This is a genomic window from Kocuria rhizophila DC2201 (assembly GCF_000010285.1).
Classification (GTDB): Bacteria; Actinomycetota; Actinomycetes; order Actinomycetales; family Micrococcaceae; genus Kocuria; species Kocuria rhizophila_A.
The window spans coordinates 1,253,377-1,269,504 of record NC_010617.1 but is presented as its reverse complement, the minus strand read 5'-3'; the positions used below and the strand labels follow the sequence as shown (position 1 = coordinate 1,269,504).

Sequence of the window (16,128 nt, the reverse complement as noted above, 5' to 3'; positions counted from 1 at the left end):
TGCTGCTGTGGTTCCGTGCTTCTGCGGCTCGGGTGGCGGCCGCGGGGACGACGACGCCGCACGGTCGCCGCCCGCAGGTCACCGCCGGACGGCGCGGGGCCGGCCGGCGGAGGCTCAGGCGGAGGGTGCGGTGGCCGTGGCGGTGGTGTCCCGGGCCACGGCCACCCTGGTCGCGGGGCGGGTGCGGCCACCGCGCGAGCGCACCACGAACAGCGGCATGACCACCAGCACGTAGGCCCACCACACGCCGAACTCGAGCCACGTGGTGGCCGGTGAGAAGTTGAAGACGCCCTTGAGCAGCACCCCGTACCAGCTCGTGGGAGGGATCGCCGCGGAGACGTCGAAGGCCAGGGAGTGCAGTCCGGGCAGCACCCCGGCCTCCTGCAGGTCGTGGAAGCCGTAGGCGAGCACCCCGGCGGCGATGACCACCAGGAACCCGCCCGTCCAGCGGAAGAAGGTGGAGAGGTTGAGCCGGAGGAGCCCGCGGGTGATGGCCCACGCGATGAGCACGGCCACGAGGATGCCGAGCACCGCGGCCAGGGTGGGTCCGAGCATCCCGCCCGCCCCGCCGGTGGCGCGCGTGGCAGCCCACAGGAACAGTGCGGTCTCCAGGCCCTCGCGGCCCACCGCGAGCGCACCCAGAACCGCGATGCCCACAGCGGAGCCCTCGACCGCCACGGCGGCGCGGGACTCGAGCTCGTGCTTCATGTTCCGGGAGGCGGCCGCCATCCAGAAGATCATCCAGGTCACGAAGCCCACCGCCAGGATGGACAGGGAGCCCCCGATCAGCTCCTGGGCCTCGAACGTGAGAGTGGAGGGGCCGAAGGTGAGGACCGCTCCGAACGCGAGGGACACCGCGACCGCGGCCGCGACCCCGAGCCACAGGGGTCGCAGGGCGGCCGGGCGGCCCACCCGGTGGAGATAGCTGATGAGGATGGCCACGATCAGGGCCGCTTCGAGCCCTTCGCGCAGGCCGATCAGGAAGGTTTGGAACATGGCCCCGTCTCGTATTCCCCTAAGGTTAGGCACGCCTAACATCAATGGTGACACGGTAGCACGCGGCGGCCGGGGCGCCCGGGCCCCGGCGCGAGTGCGCGGTCGTGTGACGCGCCGGGGCCGTTCCGTCCGCTGGGCCGCCCGGCTACCCCGCGGCCCGTGCCACCGGGGCGAGCACCGCCCCCGTGACCCGCACGAGGTCCTGCGGGGCGAGCCCGACGTCGAAGCCGCGCCGACCGCCCGAGACGTACATCCGCTCCAGGCCACTCGCGCTCTCATCCACCACCGTGGGCAGCGTGGTGCGCTGGCCCAGGGGGCTGACCCCGCCGAGCACGTACCCCGTGAGGCGGTGCACGTCCGCCGGGTCCGCGAGCTGCGCCTTCTTCGCGCCGAGCGCGGCCGCCGCGGCCTTGAGGTCCGCCCGGGCGGCCACGGGCACCACGCAGACCCCGTGGCCTCCGTGGTCCAGGGACACCACGAGGGTCTTGAACACGCTGGCCGGGTCCAGCCCGAGGGCCTCGGCGGCCTCGTCCCCGTAGGAGCGCGCCGCGGGGTCGTGCTCATAGGGCAGCTCCTCGAACGGGACTCCCGCCTCGGTCAGGGCGTGGACGGCCGGTGTGGCCGAGGACCTGTGCTTCTTCGCCGCCATGCGCTGTGCTCTCCGTCCTCCGCCCCGTGCTGGGGCGGGCTCGGCGGGTCCCGGCTGCTGCGGGCACCCGCGGTGTGTCAGGTGGTGGTCTCCGGTGGATGGCCCCGGTATGTGACTCCGGTGCGTTGCTCCGGTGGGCGGGCCCACCCCGTGCCCCCCGCTCCGCAGGTGGCACGCGGCGTTCCCGGCCGACGACCCCGCAGAGTCCCTCGCAAGGGAACGGTCACGGCACCGGTTCCCGGCGTCGTGACCGGTCGGGCGGGTACTGTGGTGCCAGAACCGCACCGCGGGAAGGCACGTGAACCCGGTCCCCGAGCCTACGACCTCCCCGCGGCCACCGCAGCGGCCCCCGTCACGCAACACCCCGTCAACCACCCCCACCGGAACCTCCGGACGGCCCCCGCCGACTGGAGGACTCCTGCAGATCGAACACCCCCCGGACCGGAGGAACTCCGCCGGCCGGAGGCACTCCGCAAACTGGAAGAACGCCGCAAACTGGAAAACCTCGGCGAGCGGACCAGGCACGACCCCATCGCGCCACCCGAGTGCCGGACCGCCCGGACGGCACCGGGAGGCACGGCACCCGGGACACGCGGCACCGGGAGGCAGTACCTTCGGGCGGGCGCGGCTCCGGGCCCGAGTGCTTCTGGGCGGGCTTGGCGCGGAGGCACCAGCGGTCTCCGTGCTCCGGCGGAGGTCGACGGACGGACCGCCGCACCCGGTGGCGCCGCCCCGCCCGTCGGGGACCTGTCGGTCGGGAACCTGCCCGTCAGGGCTCCGTCCGTGGGGTTCCCGTCCATCGGGGCCCGGGGCCCCGTGCGGAGTCCGGCTGCGGTGCTCATCCCCTCGACAACCCAGGAGGTCCGGGACGTTGGCCACCACCCTTCCCCCCACCACGGCCCTGGCGCGCTGGTCCTCCGGCGGTGCGCTCCCCCGCCGTCGCCTGATCGTCTTCCCCCACGCCGGTGCGGGTGCCCTGTCCGGGCGGGTGCTGCAGCGTCCGGGCACCGAGGTGCTCGTCCACCGCCGCCCCGGGCGCGAATCCCGGGCGGGCGAGTCCACCCCCGTGAGCGTGGACTCGGTGGTGGCCGAGGCCCTCGCGCTGCTGCTGCCCGTGCTGGACGCGGACGACGTCCCCACCGTGGTGCTCGGCCACTCCTTCGGCGCGCTGCCCGCCGCCTGGTTCACGGCCGCGGTGGAGCGCGAGCGCCCCGCTCGGCTGCAGCGGACCGTGCTCTCGGCCAAGGCCGCTCCGCCCGCGCCGGATCCCGAGCTCGCACGCATCCTGGACGACGACGCCGCCCTGGCCGCCTGGGTGGGCGGGCTCGGCGGGACCCCGGCGGAGCTGCTGGACGACCCCGAGCTGCGGGCCCTGGTGCTCGCGCCGCTGCGCGCGGACCTGCGGGCCTCCCTGACCCACGCGGCCCCTCCGCCGCCGCTGCACACCCCGCTGCTGCTGGTCCACGCCGAGGGCGATCCCGCGGCATCGGCAGCTGCCGTGGCAGGGTGGGCGCGCGCGGCGGACGCCACGGTGGACACGCTCACGGTCCCGGGAGGCCACCACGGCCTGCTGGAGCACCCCGAGCTGCTGGGGCGCGCACTGGACGCACTGCCCGGGGGCATCCGGTGAGCGCGGGCACCACAGCGCTGCGGCAGCCCGTGTGGGCCACGCACCGGCGCCGGGTCCCGGGCGCTCCCGCGGACCTGACCCTGCACGTGCTGCCCGTCGCCGAGATCGCCCCCTGGGCCTTCACCGCGCTCGGGTGCCTCGGGGAGGAGGAGACGGCCCGGGCCGACACCGTGCAGGCCGAGCGGGCCCGTGAGCTGTTCCTCGTCTCGCACGTGGTGCTGCGCCACGTGCTCGCCCACCGCCTGGGGTGCCGCCCCCACGAGGTTCCCGTGCACCACGATCCCGTGACGGGCGCACCACGCGCGGTCCACGGCCGCGCGGGCACGGTCGACGACGCCGCGCGGCAGGGTGCACCCGGCACGCCCCCGGGCCCCGCCCCGCTGCAGCCGGTGCGCTTCTCGCTCTCGCGCACCGCGGGGTTCGTGGCCGTGGCGACCGCCCAGCGCCGCGTGGGGGTGGACGTGGAACGCGTCCAGAGCGACGTCGAGACGGACGTGCTGCTGGACGTGCTGCACCCAGAGGACCGCACGCGGCTCTCCCGGCTGCGCGGGCGGCGTCGTGCCGTGGCCGTGACCCGGGCGTGGGTGCGCGTCGAGGCGCTCGTCAAGGCGTGGGAGACGGGGCTGGCCCGGGACCCCTCGGGAATCCACGTGGGCCCCCGGACCCGCGCCGAGTACGGGCGGGACTGGGTGGTGACGGACGCCCGCACCACCGCGCGCGAGAACACCCGCCTGGCCGTGGCGTGGCAGGCGGACTCCGACTCTCCACGCTGAGACCCGCCGGATAGCGCACCCCTGCCGGGCCGTGGTCCCGGACCCGCACGACTGAAGCGGGGCCGGGCATGCGCACCACCGGCGAGCCCGGCACTCGCCGGACCCTCGGCATACACCAGGCCCCGGCAGGCACCGAACCCCCGCCCCAGGCGTCCGGCGGGTGCCGGGATCGGGTCTACCGCGGCGGGGTCTCCGCCCGGCGCCGCCCCCGGCGGTCCGGGACCACCGCGGCCGCCGCGCCCTTGGACACCCGGGTGACCAGCCGCTCCAGCGGCCCGTTGCCCACGGCCTGCTGCCACGCGACCGCGAAGAGCGCCGCGACGGCCACCTGCACCAGGAACCAGAACCAGGGCGTGGTGTCCGTCCACACGAAGGCCAGCAGCACCAGGTGGGACACGTAGAGCGTGAGGGTCATGGAGCCCATGGCCCCGAGCCACGTGAGCCACTTGCCGATCACCCGGCACAGCAGCAGGAACGCCCCCAGGGCCACCATGGCCAGCCCGGCGCTCTCGAGCAGCGCGAACGGGGTGTTCGTGTGCGGCCCGCTCAGCAGCAGCCACAGGTAGGAGGTGTCCGGCAGCTGGGGATCCGGCCCGTAGATCTGGATGTTCCACACGTCGTCCGCCGTCATCCACGGGGTCGCGTCCACCAGAGCGTTCTCGAGGTCGAAGCGCAGGAGCATGAGCAGGGACAAGCCCCGGGCGGCCGCGGCCAGCACCGCGCCCACGATCACCAGCAGCACCTGCACCCGGTCCCGGGACAGCGGCAGCCGGCCCAGGGCCATGCCCAGGCAGATGAACGTCATCCACGGCAGCGCGGGGTAGGTGCCGGTGAGGAACAGTTCCGCGAACACCGCGGTGGGATCCGTGAACAGCTCCGCGAACCCCGGATTGCCGTACACGTGCGCGGGCAGCACGGACAGCGACCACTGCATCACGAAGGGCATCACCACGGCGAACAGCGCCGAGCACGTCAGCAGCCACCGCACGCTGAGCACCGTGAAGGGGATCGCCACCAGGAACATCAGACCGTAGTAGATGAGGATGTTGTAGACCGGCAGCTCCAACAGGTTGATGCTCAGTCCGATCACGAACAGCACGAGCGCACGCACGAGGATGGACACCCGCGCCCGGGTGCCGTCCCGGCCCCGGCGCGGGTGGCGCCCGCCGGTCATGAACGCGAGGCTCACCCCGGCCAGCGTGGCGAACAGCGCGGCCGAGTGGCCCGCGAACAGCCGCCACTCCAGGGACGCCTCCCCGGTGGCCTCGGACACCGCCGGGAGCACGTGCACCGCGATCATGCCCACGAGCGCGAACCCGCGGGCGACGTCCACACCCATGATCCGCCGCCGGGTGCGGCGCCCGTCCGCGCTGGTCACGTTGCGCGTCACCGCGCCCTGCCGGGGCGCGGTGGTGGAGCGCGGCGGTGCGGTGACCACGGGGGTGGCTGCGGTCCACAGCTCGCTCTCCGCGGCGGTGCGCCCCTCGTCGCCCCGGTCCCCGAGCCACACCTCGCGCGGTGGGCGGGGTCCTGGCTGGGGCCGCTGCCCCGGTGGCAGGTCCCCCTCGGGCACGGTCTCGTGCAGACTCTGCTGGGTCATTCGGTGACTCCCTCGTGCTGGGCGGGGCGCGCCCCCGTGGTCAGGACTTCCGTGGCCGGGCCCGCCGCGCTGGACCCGGCGGGCTGCACGGCGGCAGGCTCGGCCACGGGCCCGGTGGCGGGCTCGGCTGACGACGACGCCGCGTGGGCGCCCCGGCGCGTGGCCGGTGCCGCGGTGGGCACCAACTGCGCGCTGACCACCTGGTCCCCGGGGGCGAGGTGGCGGATGGGGTTGCCGCCCCAGTTGCCGTCCGAGGGCACGGTCTCCTGGCGCATCACCAGGGACCCCGGGGCCACCGTGGTGCGCTCCTCGATGGTGGCACCCGGCAGCACGAAGCTGTTGGGCCCCAGGGTGGAGCCCCGGCGCATGGTCACGGGCTCCATGCGCATGATGCGGTCGTGGAACAGGTGGGTCTGCAGCACGGTGCCGCGGTTCACGGACACGTTGTCCTCGAGGCGGACCAGGTCGAACTCGGGCAGCCACCAGGTCTCGCACCACACGCCGCGGCCGATGTGCGATCCCATCAGCCGCGCCCAGGCGTTGAACATGGGCGACCCCACGCTGAGCCGGATCATGGAGGGCACGGCCAGGGACTCGGCGAACACGTCCGTGAGCTCGTTGCGCCACACGAACGAGCTGAACAGCGGCCGTTCGCCGGCGCGGAAGCGGCCCATCAGGGCCCACTTCACCAGCACCGGCACGAGGCACGCGAGCGTGCTGGCCGCGGTGAGCACCACGCCGGACCACGCGAACGCGGCCAGCACACCGGACCACCCCATCCCGTGGGACATGTAGATGCCCGTAAGCACGTACACGATCACCAGGTCCAGCCACGCCGAGACCATGGCGGGCAGGAAGCGGAAGGCCTCCACGAACGCGCGCGCCGCCTTGAGCCGGCGCTGCGGCTGGAACGTGGACTCCGCGTCCGCGTCCGTCCTGGCACGGGCGATCGGCTCCGCGGTGCGTCCGAGCCACGAGGAGCCGGTGGGCGCCCGGTGCGGCGCGGAGCTGAGCACCGCCACGAGGGCGTCGGCCGGCAGGTCCCGGTCCGGGCCCACGATCCCGGAGTTGCCCACGAAGGTGCGCTCGCCGATCACGGAGGTGCCCACGTGCAGCCAGCCGAAGCCCGCACGGTGGGACGTCACGAGCGAGTGGTCCGCGAGGAACGAGCCGTCCTTGAGGGTCGTGAGGTGGGGAATGGTCTCGGCCGTGGAGATCTCCACGTTGCGCCCCACCTTGGCGCCGAGCAGCCGCATGAACCACGGGGTGATGCACGAGGCGTAGAGCGGGTAGGTGGAGATCAGGGTGCGCTGCATGAGGGCCTCGGTGAGCCACATGGCCCATCCCACGGGGCCGACCTGCGGGAAGTAGCCGGGCACGATCGCGCCGGCCACCAGCCGCACCAGCGCCACCACCAGCAGCAGCCACACCACCGCGGTGACCACGGTGAACACCGGCACCCAGACCGCCACGATCGGGAACACGATCTCGTACTCCTGGATGGTGACCACCCGGGTCAGCACGATCAGGGCCCCGGGGATCAGCGCCAGGAAGGGCAGCAGACCCACCAGCAGCACACCCGCCGAGTACGCGAGGTGGGACGTGAACCGGCCCCACGTGCGCAGACCCCCCACCTGCTCGGGGGTGTCCGCGGGCCACGTGCGCCCGGCGTGGCCGTGGTGGCGCAGCGGGGAACCGCCCCACAGCTCGCCGTCCGGGATGCTGCGGCTCACGTGCGAGCCCGGCAGCACCTCGGCGCCGCTGCCCACCCGCATGCCGGGGTCCACCAGGGTGCGGGTGCCCACGCGGGCGTGGTCCCCGATCTCGATGGCCCCCACGTGGAAGACGTCACCGTCGAGCCAGTACCCCGAGAGGTCCGCCTCGAACTCGACGGTGGCGTGCTCGCCCACGCTCACCAGCCCCGTGACCGGCGGGGTGTTGTACAGGTGGGCGTCCGCGCCGATCCTGTTGCCGAACAGCCGGTGCAGCCCGCGCGCCATGGGGGTGCCCGTGAGCAGGTCGTACTTGTTGTAGACCACCACGCGCTCGGCCGCCCACACGCGCAGGTGGTTCCAGCCGCCGCGCGGGTAGTGCCCGGGCCGCAGACCGGCCGTGAGCAGCCGCACCACGGCGGCACCCACGAGCACCCGCCCGGGCAGGGAGAACATCACGAGCCAGCCCAGCACGAGCGGCAGCAGCGGCGGCCGCGGCACCCATCCGGCATCGGCCAGCACCGCGAGCAGCCAGACCACGATCAGCGAGCCCAGCACGTAGCGGAACCCGTTGACCACGTTCAGCGCCAGCACGAACAGCCCCTGGAGCCAGCCCGCGGCCGCGGGGGTGGGGCGGGGGTCGCGCTTGACGTCGTGGGACTCCCCGAGGGTGGCCAGGTAGCCGGCCATCCCCTCCAGGGTGGGGTGGGCGTAGATCTTGGCGATCTCGGTGTCCGGGTGGGTCCGGCGCAGGGCCGAGACCAGCCGGGCGAGCGCCACGGAGCTGCCGCCCATGGCGAAGAAGTCGCTGTCCGCCGTGAACGGCAGCGGACCCAGCTGCTCTGCCCACAGTTCCGCGAGCCACGCGAGATCTCCCGCCAGCGGCGCGGAGCCGTCCTCGGTGGTGTTCGGGAGCGGCCACGGCAGGGCCTTGCGGTCCACCTTGCCGGAGGTCTTCATGGGCAGCTCGTCCATGATGCACAGCGCGGGCACCATCTGCCCCGGGAGCCGCTCCACGAGCCAGCGCCGGGCCTCGGAGAGCTCCACCGATCCCTCGAACTCGGGCACCAGGTAGCCGGCGATCACGCTGCCGCCGCCGGGGGTCGAGTGCACGGCGCACGCGCCGAGCTTCACGCCCGGCACCCGGGTCATCTGGGTGTCGATCTCGCCGAGCTCGATGCGTCGGCCAGAGACCTTGACCTGGTCGTCGGCGCGGCCCGCGAACACGATCCCCTCCGGGTCCGCGCGCACCACGTCGCCGGAGCGGTAGGCGCGCTCCCACCCGAGCGACTCCAGGGGCGCGTACTTCTCGGCGTCCTTGGCGGGGTCCAGGTAGCGGCCCAGACCCACGCCGCCGATGATCAGCTCGCCGGTCTCGCCCCAGGCCACGGGCTCACCCTGGGCGTCCACGACGGCGAGCTCCCACCCGGGCACGGCCAGCCCGATCCGCACGGGCGCCTCCCCCGTGAGCAGGGCGCCCGTGGCGATCACGGTGGCCTCGGTGGGGCCGTAGGTGTTCCACACCTCACGCCCGGGCCGCACCAGGTGCCGGGTCAGCTCGAGCGGGCACGCCTCCCCGCCGAAGATCAGCAGCCGCACGCGGTCCAGGGCCTCGCTCGGCCACAGGGACGCCAGCGTGGGCACGGTGGAGACCGCCGTGATCTGCCGGTCCACGATCCACTGGCCCAGGTCCGGCCCGGAGCGCACGATGCTGCGCGGTGCGGGCACCAGGGTGGCCCCGTGGCGCCACGCGAGCCACATCTCCTCGCACGAGGCGTCGAACGCGACCGACAGCCCGGCCATCACACGGTCCCCGGGGCCGAGCGGGCGGCGCTGGAGGTACATCATGGCCTCCGCGTCCACGAGGGCCGCCGCCGAGCGGTGGCTGATCGCCACGCCCTTGGGCTTGCCCGTGGACCCGGAGGTGAAGATGATCCAGGCGTCGTCGCGCGTGCGGGGGGTCTCCGTGCGCTCGCCGGTGCTCACGTCCGGACGTCGGGTCAGTTCGAGGCCCTGTCCGAAGACCGCGGCCACGCCGGCCTCCTCCCACACGGTGTGGGCGCGCTCGTCGGGGTCGTCCCAGTCCACGGGGACGTAGGCGGCGCCGGCGAACAGCGTGGCCAGGATGGCCACGTACAGGTCCACCCCGCCCGAGGGCACGCGCACGCCCACGCGGTCCCCGCGTCCGATGCCCAGGTCCCACAGCCGCTGCACGTGGGTCTCGATGCGGTCCTCGAGCTCCCCGTAGGGCACGGATTCGTGCTCGTCCTCCAGGGCGATCGCGTCCGGGAAGCGGGCCACCGTGTCCAGCACGATGTCCACGAGTGTGCGCGGTGGCGGCGGCTGCTGCACCGGGTACACCGCGCGGTCCGGGGCCGCGGCACCCGGGGCGGGCTCGGGTGCGGGCCCTGCGTTGAGATCATGACGGTCCACTGGTTCTTCGTTCCCCCTCGGCTGAGGACCTGACGCAGGGGGACGCGGACGCGGCCGGCGGAGTGCCCGCACGGCTGTGGCTGATCGGATCGTGTCTGCCGGGTCCCCCGACCCGGTGCGACGGCGCGTCACCCCCGTGCGCGCCCTGGTGCCCAGCGTTGCATCCCCCTGCCGGCCCAGTCTGTGCTCCACAGGATACGGCAGGGCGGAACGGGGGTGCAATGCTTCCCCAGATGCATGGAGATCACGGCGCTCGCGACCCGCGAGTGCGTCGGAACCTGCCCGCCCCGGCGCCGGCCCGTCCGCACCGCGACGTTCCCGTAACGAACGGCGTCAGCTCACCGGTGTCGCACCACCCCGGCGCCGATCGGCGTCGGCCCGTCAGCACCGCACCCCCCGTGCCGAACGTGTCGGCCCACTAGAGCCGCAGTGTCCCGGCTCAGCGCGTGGCCGTGGGAGAGGGCTCCTCCGCGCCGAGCAGCTCGTCGAGGATGGCGGCGTCGGGCATGTCGAAGTGGTCGCGCCCCTGCGCCACGTGCAGCCGGGTGCGCCGGAACCCGCGCTCCTCGTAGAACCGCTGCCCCTCGCGGGCGGCCCGCAGGGCGTCGAAGTCGGCGTTCGGGTCCGTGCCCACGTCGTTCGAGCCCGTGGCCCACCACAGGGGCAGGTCCTTCTTCTGTCGAGCCGTGGCGGGCTGCACCAGCGCGTCGGGCGCGCCGCCGCCACCGATCATCACAGCCCCACCGGTCACGAGGTCGCGGGCGCCACTGAGCACCCCGTAGGTCATCATCTCGGCACCACCGGAGTAGCCCATCCAGGTGACCCGGTCCCGGGCCACGGGAAGGTCGGTGAGCAGCTTCTCCTCCGTGAGCGCGCGCAGCCAGCGCAGGTTGGGCCCGATCTCCTGCCACCACGTGCGGTCCTCCGCGCCGTCCGGGGTCAGGGGCACCGCGAGCAGCGCGTTGTGCGACGCCGCGACCGCCGCGAGGCACGTGGTGCGGCCCCCGGGTTCGTAGAACTCGGCGCCGCCGTCCCCGTGCAGGTCCACCACGAGGCCCACGGGCCGGGAGGGGTCCACCCCGCCGTCCACCACGTGGAAGCTGCTGGTGGTGTCCCCGTGCGTGAAGCTCTGGTCCAGCCGGCCGAGGGCCCCGGCCTGGGTCTGGTCCCCGTCCGTCTCCTGCGTGGCGCGGGTGACGGTGTGGGGGCGGGCCCGGGGGTCGTCCGCGGCCAGTCCGTAGTGGGTGCAGTCGGTGGTGGGCACCGGGTCCGGGGCGCACGCGGTGAGCGCCGTGAGCACGGTGGTGGCCAGCAGCAGTGCCACCGCGACGACCGCCGCACTGCGACGCCTGAGCGGCGCCGCGGCGGACGGCGCGGGTCTTCTGGGCATGGCGGTCATGCTACTCCGCGCCCGGGCCCACCCCGACCGGCCGGCGAGCGTCCCGAGCAGCCCGGCGAGCGTCCCGAGCAGCCCGGCGAGCCCCGACCGTCCCCGCGCGTGCCATGACCGCCGTGCGGTACGCCGGGCGGGCGCGCCGAGGGTCGGCACCCCGGGGTGCCGAGGTCCCCGGACACGGTCGGGCAGCCGGAGCACGGGTGTTCCCCGGGCCGGGTGCTGAGGCGGCGTCGAGCGCGGCGGCGTCCGATACCGTGGCCCGGTGCCCCGTCCCAGTTCCCGCCCCGTCCCCGGAGGAGTCCCGTGACCTCACCGGTGCTCTCCCGCCGGGCGGTGCTCACCGCCACCGGTCTCGTGTTCGTGGGCTCGGCGGCCATCCAGCTGTCCTCGGCGATCTCCTCCACGCTGTTCGCGTCCTACGGCACCGTGGGCACCAGTGCGCTGCGCATGCTGATCGCCGCCGCCCTGCTGCTGGTGCTCGTGCGCCCCCGGGTGCGCCGCCGTTCGCGCTCGGAGTGGCTCGGGATCGTGGGCTACGGTGCCGCGATGGCGGCCATGAACGTGAGTCTCTACGCGGCCGTCGACCGGCTCCCCCTGGGAGTGGCCGTGACGCTCGAGTTCCTGGGCCCGTGCGCGGTGGCCCTCGTGGCGGCCCGCAGGGTCAGGGAGGGTGCGTGCGCGCTGCTGTCCCTGGGCGGCGTCGTGCTGATCTCGGCGGGGCCCTCCGGGTACTTCGACGCGCTCGGCTACGCCGCGGGGCTGCTCGCCGCGGTCTTCTTCGGGCTGTACACGGTGTTCGCCGCGCGGGTCGGCGCGGCAGGGGGCGGTCTGGACGGCGTGGCCCTGTCCGTGGGCGTCGCGGCCCTGTGCACCGCGCCGTTCGCGGTGGCACGGGTCCCCGAGGTCACGGCACCGGACTGGGGGTGGCTCGCGGTCTCCGCCGTGCTCGGGGTGGCCGTCCCGGGCACGGTGGACGCGCTGGCCGGGCGGGTCACCTCCGCGCGGGTGATCGGCGTGCTCTTCGCGTTCGACCCCGCCCTGGGGGCCGTGGTGGGGCTCACCGTGCTGGGTGAGAGCCTGCGGCTCACTGCGCTGCTGGGCATCCTGCTGGTGGTCGCGGCGGGGGCGCTGCTCGTGTGGTTCTCCGGCTCCCCCGACGACGACGCCGCGGGGCCGACTCCGGCGCCCTGACCGGGCGGGCGTCGGGTCCGCTCCGCCCGCCCACGGTGCGCGGAACCGCACCACCCCGGCCGACGGCCCGCCGAGGGCTGCGTGGCGGCAGGCGGCCCTGGCTGCAGGCGGTCACGCCTTCAGGCCGCACACGCCGGCCCTCCGCCGGGGCCGGACTTCGCGCTCGGCGGCGGTCCCGGGCGGGACACGCGGCCCCGCCTGGAGCCCGGGTCCGCCCACGAGCCGGTGGGAGGCCCACGTGCCGCGCATCCGCACGCGCCGCTGGTACCCCTGCTTCTGGAACTGGTCGTGCCGGGAGACGACGAACGCGTCGGAGACGGCCATCTTGTACCAGAACCCGGAGCAGGTCGGGCTGGTGGATGGTGACCCTCATGTGCGCACCTGCCTCACGAGGGCGCACTGCTCCGCGTAGGCCACACCGCGCACCCGGCCGAGGCCCGCCGCGAGGTCCCGGATCGCGTTGATGGGGTGGTTCTCCCCCGGGGTCTCGGACTCGTAGCCCCGCCGACCGGGGACCCTTCTCGGCTCGGGGCCGCACGGATCGATCGGCACGGCTGCGCGGTACGGTGGGCCCGGCGTCGTCATCGGCCGCCCGGGCCCGCCGTCCCGGGCGGGGGCACGCGCCCGTGCAGTCCGCCGACGATGGAGAAGCGCTCGGAGATAGGCGAATGGACCTGGCCGCTCGTGATGGGCCTCGCCGGCGGGACGCTGCTGTCGCTGCCGGTGCTCGTCCCGCTGCTGGTCTGGCAGTACCGGCACTACGGCCGTCTGACCGTGCCTCGGCTGCTGGGTGCGCTGGCCGTCAGTCTCTACGCGGCGGGGCTGTTCGCGTACACCCTGCTCCCGCTGCCCGTGCCCGCCGAGCTGGACTGCACCGCGGCCACCGTGGCGTGGGCGATGCTGGTGCACGTCACGGGCTGGAAGCGGCCCGGCCACACCGCGGAGGTGCTCGTCACGGTGCTGCTGCCGGGTCTGCTGTGGATCGTGGTCCCGGCGCTGTCCGGGACCCGGGCGTCCGCGGGCCAGAAGACCGTGTGGCTGGCACCGGCGCTGCCCGACGCCGACGACGCCGCCCGCGCGGCGTCTCTGCCTCCCCGCACCGTGTCCGCGGGGCAGGCCCTGGCCCGCGCCGCGTCGGTCGGCGGGGTCTACGTGGTGGGCCGGACCGCCGAGGCCCTGCTCCCGGCCACTGCGGCGGGGCTGCTGAGTCTGCTGATGGGCCTGTGGCTGCTGGTGGCGGTGGTCTCCGTAGTGGCCACGCGCAACCACCGGGGTCTGTCCTGCGCGGTCACGGGTCTGGAGCTGGTGGACGCGCGGACCCTCGCCGCGCGTCAACCGCGCGGGCGCGACGCCCGGTAGGAACGGGCGGGCACGAAAAATCCCCTCCACCGTGATCGGTGGAGGGGATTCTTCCTGTGTGGTGGAGCTAAGGGGACTCGAACCCCTGACCCCCTGCATGCCATGCAGGTGCGCTACCAGCTGCGCCATAGCCCCGTGCGTCCCGCGAAACTTTACCACGCCTCCGTCACTGCCCGTTTACCCGGATTCTGTGTCCGAGTTGCCGCGCAACGGCGTCTTCGTTTCCGGTTTCCCGTCAACGACTCGATCATCCTAGACAGGATGCTCCGGCGCGTGCAAATCGCCGGAGGCGGCCCCTCAGACCGCGCGCGCGGCGTCGTCGTCGGCCGGCCCGGCGGCGTCCGGGCGGCCTGGCGCGGGCAGCTGGACGTCGATGGCCGGGCAGTCGCCCCACAGCCGTTCGAGGGCGTAGAACTCGCGGTCCTCGTCGTGCAGCACGTGGATCACGGCGTCCCCGAAGTCGAGCAGCACCCACCGGCCCTCGCCCTTGCCCTCACGGCGCAGGGGGCGGCGGTCGAAGCGCTCGATCAGCGCCTCCTCCACGGCGTCCACCACAGCGGAGACCTGGCGCTCGTTGGGTGCGGAGGCGACCATGAACACGTCCGTGATGGCCAGGCTCTCGGAGACGTCGAACGCGACGACGTTCTCCGCCTTCTTCTGGTCCGCCGCCAGGGCTGCGGCGCGGACGAGGTCGATGGATTCGGTGGTGGCAGTCACGGAGGTGCGCTGTCCTTTCAGGGTGGGACTCAGAGGATGAACATGATCAGGACGACCGCCAGGGCGGCGATCACCACGAGCAGCAGGGCCAGCAGCACGCGCGTGCCGGAGGCCACCCGGGTGTAGGCCCGGGGCTCGAGCAGCTCGAGGCCCTCGGCGTCCACGGCACGCACCGGGGACGCCGGTGCCGGGTCCCAGGTGGTCCCGCGGGACTCCGCGACGGGGTGGGAGGTCTCGGGCGCTGCAGCGGACCGGGGTTCCCCACCGGTGCCGTGCGCCGGGGCGTCCTCGGCGGGCGCGGACGTCCCGGTCGACGACGCCACCCGCGCAGGGTGCGGGGCGAGGACCGGGATCGAGGTGGTCTCGGTGACGGGTCCGTAGTGCACGGCCGAGGCGGGCAGGGACGCGGGGTCCGCCAGGCGCGCGCCGAGCTCCACTCCCCCACCGGCTCCCGCGGCCGCACCCGGGAAGGTGATGGTCACGTACTCGTTCTGTGCCGGCGGCGGGGTGGGCCGGTCGTCGCCCGCGGCACCGTCACCCGGGGCACCCGGGCCGTCCGGCTGGGCGGCCACGGCACGGTCCGCGTCCTTCCGGTCCTGCTCGTTCGCGGCCGCCGCGCGCACCGCGAGCTCGGCGAGCCGACGCTGCGTGGCGAGCAGGGCGTCGTCGACCTCCGCGCCGCCGGTTCGGCGTTCCGCCTCCTGGACCTGCTGGGCGTGCTCGGCCATCTCCCGCTGCAGCCGCGCGAGCCGACGCGGACCCAGCGGCTTGACCGGCTGTCCCTGGGACGGGGTGTCCAGCTCGATCATGGGGGCCGGGGGCGAGATCCGCTCGTGCTCGCCCGTGGCGGGGTGCGTGGTCCAGGGGCAGTCCGGGGTGTTCCCGTGGCCGTTCTCGGGGGGTGTGCTCACGAGGTGCTCCTCTGGTCCGGGCGGGGGTGCCCGGACGGATCCGTGGGGGCGGAAGGGCGCGGCGCGGTGGCGTCCGCGGGGGTGTGGCCGCCCGCGGAGGGCTCTGCCGCGCCGCGGTACAGGCCGTACTTGTTGATGTACTGCACCACGCCGTCCGGCACCAGGTACCAGACCGGTTTGCCCTCGGCCACCCGGGCCCGGCAGTCCGTGGACGAGATGGCCATGGCGGGCACGTTGAGCAGGGACACGCTCTCGGAGCCCACGGGCGCGGAGAGCACGTGGCCGGGGCGGGTGACGCCCACGAAGCAGGCCAGCCGCCACAGCTCCTCGGCACCCTTCCACGTGAGGATCTCCGCCATGGCGTCCGCGCCGGTGATGAAGAACAGCTCGGCCTCGGGTCGCTGGCGGTGCAGGTCGCGCAGGGTGTCGATCGTGTAGGTGGGGCCGTGGCGGTCCACGTCCACCCGGGACACCGTGAATCGCGGGTTGGACGCGGTGGCCACCACGGTCATCAGGTAGCGGTGCTCCGCGTCCGTGACCTGCTGGCCGGCCTTCTGCCACGGCTCACCCGTGGGCACGAAGACCACCTCGTCCAGGTCGAAGACCGCCGCGACCTCCGAGGCCGCCACGAGGTGCCCGTGGTGGATGGGGTCGAACGTACCGCCCATCACCCCCAGCCGGGTCCTGCCCGGGGTGCGCGGGGGGATGTTCAGCTCCGTCTCGGCCGCGACCACCGAGGCATTCGTGGGGTTCACTCCAGC

The 16,128-nt window shown here is 74.4% G+C and carries 14 protein-coding genes and 1 tRNA gene; 4 read left to right on the top strand and 11 right to left on the bottom strand.

Annotated features, from left to right (window positions below; translation table 11 throughout):
* Window positions 1-114 precede the first annotated feature (114 nt).
* Both efeU and ybaK read right to left on the bottom strand, forming a co-directional pair.
* Window positions 115-996: an iron uptake transporter permease EfeU gene (gene efeU / locus KRH_RS05605; protein WP_012398218.1), complete on the bottom strand. Its 882-nt coding sequence runs from the start codon at window positions 994-996 to the stop codon at window positions 115-117.
* A gap of 145 nt (window positions 997-1,141) precedes the next feature.
* On the bottom strand, window positions 1,142-1,645 hold the full coding sequence (ybaK, locus tag KRH_RS05600; RefSeq protein WP_012398217.1) for a Cys-tRNA(Pro) deacylase: 504 nt from the start codon (window positions 1,643-1,645) through the stop codon (window positions 1,142-1,144).
* A gap of 871 nt (window positions 1,646-2,516) precedes the next feature.
* On the opposite strand from ybaK, the gene KRH_RS05595 reads away from it, so the two are divergent.
* Complete coding sequence (locus KRH_RS05595; protein WP_012398216.1) at window positions 2,517-3,275, top strand: thioesterase II family protein; 759 nt, start codon at window positions 2,517-2,519, stop codon at window positions 3,273-3,275.
* Window positions 3,272-4,048 (top strand): 4'-phosphopantetheinyl transferase family protein, encoded by a 777-nt coding sequence (locus KRH_RS05590; protein WP_012398215.1) that lies wholly within the window; start codon window positions 3,272-3,274, stop codon window positions 4,046-4,048. The genes KRH_RS05595 and KRH_RS05590 overlap by 4 nt, the downstream gene beginning before the upstream one ends.
* A gap of 175 nt (window positions 4,049-4,223) precedes the next feature.
* On the opposite strand, the gene KRH_RS05585 is transcribed toward KRH_RS05590, so the two are convergent.
* From KRH_RS05585 to KRH_RS05575, 3 genes are all read right to left on the bottom strand, one after another.
* A complete protein-coding gene (locus tag KRH_RS05585) occupies window positions 4,224-5,648 on the bottom strand; it encodes a DUF418 domain-containing protein (RefSeq protein WP_081431590.1) in 1,425 nt (474 codons plus the stop codon).
* Window positions 5,645-9,793: a Pls/PosA family non-ribosomal peptide synthetase gene (locus KRH_RS05580; protein WP_012398213.1), complete on the bottom strand. Its 4,149-nt coding sequence runs from the start codon at window positions 9,791-9,793 to the stop codon at window positions 5,645-5,647. The genes KRH_RS05585 and KRH_RS05580 overlap by 4 nt, the downstream gene beginning before the upstream one ends.
* Before the next feature lie 439 nt (window positions 9,794-10,232).
* On the bottom strand, window positions 10,233-11,183 hold the full coding sequence (locus KRH_RS05575) for a hypothetical protein (RefSeq protein ID WP_226905886.1): 951 nt from the start codon (window positions 11,181-11,183) through the stop codon (window positions 10,233-10,235).
* Between the two features lie 309 nt (window positions 11,184-11,492).
* On the opposite strand from KRH_RS05575, the gene KRH_RS05570 reads away from it, so the two are divergent.
* Window positions 11,493-12,380: an EamA family transporter gene (locus KRH_RS05570; RefSeq protein WP_012398210.1), complete on the top strand. Its 888-nt coding sequence runs from the start codon at window positions 11,493-11,495 to the stop codon at window positions 12,378-12,380.
* 111 nt (window positions 12,381-12,491) lie between these two features.
* Here KRH_RS05570 and KRH_RS05565 read toward each other — a convergent pair whose 3' ends face one another.
* A complete protein-coding gene (locus KRH_RS05565) occupies window positions 12,492-12,704 on the bottom strand; it encodes a hypothetical protein (RefSeq protein ID WP_012398209.1) in 213 nt (70 codons plus the stop codon).
* Window positions 12,705-12,749: 45 nt separating this feature from the next.
* The gene (locus KRH_RS05560) at window positions 12,750-12,932 is read right to left on the bottom strand and encodes a hypothetical protein (protein ID WP_012398208.1); all 183 of its coding nucleotides are present in this window, start codon (window positions 12,930-12,932) and stop codon (window positions 12,750-12,752) included.
* Window positions 12,933-13,022: 90 nt separating this feature from the next.
* On the opposite strand from KRH_RS05560, the gene KRH_RS05555 reads away from it, so the two are divergent.
* Complete coding sequence (locus KRH_RS05555) at window positions 13,023-13,739, top strand: hypothetical protein (protein ID WP_231844728.1); 717 nt, start codon at window positions 13,023-13,025, stop codon at window positions 13,737-13,739.
* 59 nt (window positions 13,740-13,798) lie between these two features.
* Here the strand turns inward: KRH_RS05555 and KRH_RS05550 are convergent.
* The 4 genes from KRH_RS05550 to nadD form a co-directional block, all read right to left on the bottom strand.
* Window positions 13,799-13,874: transfer RNA gene (locus KRH_RS05550), tRNA-Ala, on the bottom strand.
* A 162-nt stretch (window positions 13,875-14,036) separates the two neighbouring features.
* Window positions 14,037-14,456, bottom strand: coding sequence for a ribosome silencing factor (gene rsfS, locus KRH_RS05545; RefSeq protein WP_012398206.1), 420 nt, complete (start codon window positions 14,454-14,456; stop codon window positions 14,037-14,039).
* A gap of 29 nt (window positions 14,457-14,485) precedes the next feature.
* Window positions 14,486-15,367 (bottom strand): hypothetical protein, encoded by an 882-nt coding sequence (locus tag KRH_RS05540; RefSeq protein WP_012398205.1) that lies wholly within the window; start codon window positions 15,365-15,367, stop codon window positions 14,486-14,488.
* Window positions 15,364-16,035, bottom strand: coding sequence for a nicotinate-nucleotide adenylyltransferase (gene nadD, locus KRH_RS05535; protein WP_041297572.1), 672 nt, complete (start codon window positions 16,033-16,035; stop codon window positions 15,364-15,366). Before nadD ends, KRH_RS05540 begins: the two co-directional genes overlap by 4 nt.
* Window positions 16,036-16,128: the final 93 nt, after the last annotated feature.